This window comes from Phycisphaerae bacterium, assembly GCA_035384605.1.
Taxonomy (GTDB): domain Bacteria; phylum Planctomycetota; class Phycisphaerae; order UBA1845; family PWPN01; genus JAUCQB01.
Map to the genome: position 1 here is coordinate 1 of DAOOIV010000215.1, position 4,109 is coordinate 4,109.

General features: G+C 63.3%; 3 protein-coding genes. 1 reads left to right on the forward strand and 2 read right to left on the reverse strand.

Annotation, left to right across the window (positions count from 1 at the left end; genetic code table 11):
* Nucleotides 1-49 precede the first annotated feature (49 nt).
* The gene (locus PLL20_21915) at nt 50-403 is read right to left on the reverse strand and encodes a DUF3795 domain-containing protein (GenBank protein HPD32656.1); all 354 of its coding nucleotides are present in this window, start codon (nt 401-403) and stop codon (nt 50-52) included.
* 270 nt (nt 404-673) lie between these two features.
* On the reverse strand, nt 674-3,067 hold the full coding sequence (locus tag PLL20_21920) for a family 78 glycoside hydrolase catalytic domain (GenBank protein HPD32657.1): 2,394 nt from the start codon (nt 3,065-3,067) through the stop codon (nt 674-676).
* A 182-nt stretch (nt 3,068-3,249) separates the two neighbouring features.
* Here PLL20_21920 and PLL20_21925 point away from each other — a divergent pair.
* Nucleotides 3,250-4,109 (forward strand): hypothetical protein (locus PLL20_21925; protein ID HPD32658.1); only part of this gene is annotated, 860 nt, incomplete at its 3' end.

The window sequence follows — 4,109 nt, forward strand, 5'->3', positions numbered from 1 at the left end:
AAGGCGAATCGGCGTGCAGGGCACGCCCCGACAGGCCCCCTTGCCGCAACTACTCGCCGAGTTGTCTTCGGATCACCTCCAGCTTGTCCTTGAGGGCGGGGGCGAAGGCGAAGAAGCCTTTGAGGGTTTCGCAGGCGTAGTCAGGGCAATGTGCGCAGGTTTCGACCTTGCGTGATGAGGCGCAGAGCCGCAGGTCGCAGGTGGCCGCGTGCGCGGTGCTGGCTCGCTTTCCTGCAGCGCATCCGTCGCAGACGCACATGTCGGCCGTGAGATTCTTCGCGCCGAACTCGGCGGTCCATTTCGCGGCGGCTTTTTCAAGGCCGGCCCGGTCGTTCTTCTGCGTGGCGATGTAGGCCTCGCACTCGCTGCAATCGAGTCCGCAATAAGCCTGAAGTCTGGCCATGTTGTCTCCGCTATCGTTGTTGGTGGATGGTCTCCAGATCACTTCGCCCGGCCACGCGGCCGGAGGATGTGCGACCATTGTATGGGGAATCGACATGCGAGACGTGTCGAGACCACTGGGTCGGCAAACACGGAACGGATTCCGCGAAGGCATGTGGCCCGGAAAGGATTCCGGGCCAAGCGGGGTGAGGAACCCGCCCGGATTCCGGGCCCAGCGGCAGGTCTCCGCCGCCTTTGGCGGCTCCGACCATGCCCTACCTCGCCTGACACTCTAAGGAATCGCTAATATGCACCAAGTGTAGGCACATTCGAGTTTGTGGCGGCCGGCATGGACATCTTTCTCGGTGCCATCGGGGGCAATCAGGCGAGCGGCAACGCCTTCGGGGACTTCGGCTTCGAGGCGAAACTTGCCGTCGCGGATTGACCACCGGCTGGTGATAGGGCCGGCCGGGCTGGCAAAGGTTGTCTCGGCATGATCGAGCGGGCCGGGCTGCGGAGCGATCAGGATCCGCTTCCAGCCGATGCTGCCGGGCTGCTGGCGGATGCCAGCCACATAGCCGTAGTACCATTCCATCACGTGCCCGAGCATGCAGTGATTGAGCGACTGGTAGCCGTCGTTCATCGCGTCCCAGGTTTCGGGCATGGCGGTCAGGCCTTTTTTGAGGATGCCACCGTAGCTGCCCAGGCCGTCGCGCGAGTAGACGCGATGCAGCACGTCGGAACGGCCGGCCTCGGCCAAGGCCCTGATGAAGAACACATGGCCGACGTCGCCAGGAGTCTGCTGCCAGTCGCGTTTGGCAAGATCTTCGATGACGGCGCTGAGGACCGCCTGCCTGTCGGCCTCCGGGACGAGTCCGGCCGTCAGGGCAATGGTGTGGGCGCACTGGCACGAGCCGTGATTAGCGAACATACGCTTTTGTGGATCATAGAACTTTCTGAGGAAAGCCTCTGCAGTCTTGTCTCGGAGGCCGCGATAACGCCGGACATCGTCGGCTCGCTGCAAGACCTCGGCCGTATGAATGACTGCGTCGATGCACATGACCTGCACGGCGGTGGCGGTCAGGTCCTGCGGGGTGAAGCGGCTGGGTCCGGGCGGCCGGCCATGGCCGTAGTCGTACCAGTCGCCGAGGCCCGCGGGGGCGATGCCGTCTTTCGATTCGGAGGCCACGAAATCGACGAACCGGCACATGCAGTCGTAGTTGTCGCGGAGAATCTGCGGATCGCCGTACCAGACGTAGTGATGCCAAGGCAGGAGAGCCCCGGCGGCGCCCCATTCAACGGTCCAGTGGAACGCGTCGGGGAAACGCGTGCCGGGGTACGACGGTGCGACCGTGAGGATACGTCCGGAGGGTTCCTGAGCGTCGCGGATGTCTCGGGCGATCTTGGCAAGCCAGTCTCGGCAGTCGTAGCGATAGCTGAACATCGGCGCGCACAGGTGGGCGCACTCCAACCAGCCGAGTTTTTCGCGATGCGGGCAGTCGGTCATTACGTAGGTCATGTTGGAGCGCATGGCCCAATCGACGAGGCGGTGCGTGTCGTTGTAAAGCTTGCTGGACGTCTCGAACGCGCCAACCTGGGGCAGATCGCTGCGGACGTGAAGCAGTTCGATGCGTTGAACGACGGGGAGTCCTTTCGGATTGGGCCGGTCGGCCGGGACCGCCCCCACCATCTCGACCGCCTGGAAGCCGTTGTAGTGGAAAAGCCACTGATGCGTTTCGGGCCCGCCGCCTTTGAGCGTGTAGCGGAACAGGACTGGAGCCCCCCACCGCGGTTTCATGAACTCGCCTTTGTCGCCGCGATACTCGGAGGGCTGGAGGGTGAAGCTCTGGCCTGCCTTGCCTTCGACGGTGAAGCGGACAATGCCGGAGGCGTTCTGGCCGAAGAAGACGTGGAAAACGCCCTCGCCGGCGGGGACGAAATCCTTTGCAGGGAAGACTTCCTTCTCACGGATGGGCGGCCAGAACTGTCTCGCCAGTTTGCCGGCGGGCGGGTCAGCGGTCGCGGCCGGGGTCCAGGCTTTGTCATCGAAGCCCGGCGAGTCCCAACCGGGTTGGTCAAGGCGGGCGTCGTAATCCTCGCCGCCGTAGACGTGGCTGAAGGTCACCGGGCCGGGTGAGGTCTTCCAGGTGCCGTCGGACACGATCCGTTGGCGGCCGCCGTCAGCCGTTTCGAGATCCGCATCAAGCCACATCAGGTATTGGGTCCCGAAGGTGCATTCGGCTCCGCCCTTGTGATACCGCCCGGCCGGTGACGGCGGGTTGTACCAGAAGGAGTTGCCGAGCATCACCCCCAGAACGTTGTCACCTCTGACCAGAAGCGGCGCGATATCGAACTCCTGGAAGTAGATCGTCTTGTCATACTGCGACCAGGGTTGGTTGATCAGCGAATCGCCGGCTCGCTTGCCGTTGACGCGCAACTCGAAATGGCCGAGACCCACGATCCGCACGACGGCCTTTGACGGTGCAGTGCCGAGCTTGAACTCCTTGCGCATCAAAGGACAACTCGGTCCTGTGGCCGTGATCCAGACTGGGTCGGCGGCATGAGCGCCGGCGCCGATTGCAGAGCAGAGACCGGCGATGATCAGAACCCGCCGTCGCCGGCTGGTCCGGCACTCGGCGGTATTTGCACGTTGACTGAACGACCTGGCGCCTGTTATGTCAGACATGATCGCCCTCATCAATCCGAGACTCTCACATCAGCATACGACGGCGCGGATCATACACGCACGGCGGCGAAAGCGACAACATCTCCAAGAACCGAGGAGCGGGGTTTGTGTCAACCGTCGGCGCAGATAGAATATCGCTTCGCAGCTCATTGGACGAAGGAACATCGATCGGGAGCCGCATCGTGACCACGTTGAGAATCGCATTGGTGTTGATTGTCGGTCTTGCTTCTCAGGCGGCGAGTCAAGCAGTGACGGCACGACCTGACGAGATGGCCGCGGCCAGACAATGGGTGGCAGTGAGACTCCGCGGCGAGGAGGCAGAAAGGCCCGCTACCGCCGAACCGCCCTACTCGTTCATCTATGGAGGACGATCGTCTTCGGAGCTACTGCCGACGTGGAAACCCAAGCGAACAAGCCCCCGCGTCGATCAGAACCGGGTCGGACTGTCGTTGACCTACACCGATCCGCAAACCGGTCTGGTGGTGCGCTGTGAAGCAGTCGAGTATGCGGACTTCCCTACGGTGGAATGGACGCTGTACTTCAAGAACACCGGCACGTCGGACACGCCGATACTCGAGCAGATCCATGCGATGGATATCCGGTTGGAGCGGCCGAAGGAATGCGAGTTCGTTCTTCACCACAACCGCGGCGATTCCTGCGCGGCCAACAGCTACGAGCCGCTGCGAACGCCGCTGGGCCCCGGCACAGAGCTTCGCTTTGCCCCTGACGGCGGACGGCCGACCAACGGCCAGTGGCCGTACTACAACATCCAGTGGGGTGACCAGGGTCTCATCGTCGCCATCGGATGGCCCGGCCAATGGGCGTCGCAGTTTACTCGCGATAAGGAAACGGGGTTGCGGGTGCGCGCCGGGCAGGAGCTGACTCGCCTCAAGCTGCACCCCGGCGAGGAGATCCGCACGCCGCTGGTCGTCATGCAGTTCTGGAGCGGCGACAAGATTCGCGCCCAGAACGTCTGGCGGCGCTGGATGCGAGCACACGGCATGCCGCGTCCGGGTGGACAACCGGTGCGAGCCCAAACGGC

What these genes read in the sequence shown, in the direction of transcription:
- PLL20_21915 (HPD32656.1), bottom strand. Translation starts at nt 403, where the DNA reads ATGGCCAGACTTCAGGCTTATTGCGGACTCGATTGCAGCGAGTGCGAG.
- PLL20_21920 (HPD32657.1), bottom strand. Translation starts at nt 3,067, where the DNA reads ATGTCTGACATAACAGGCGCCAGGTCGTTCAGTCAACGTGCAAATACC.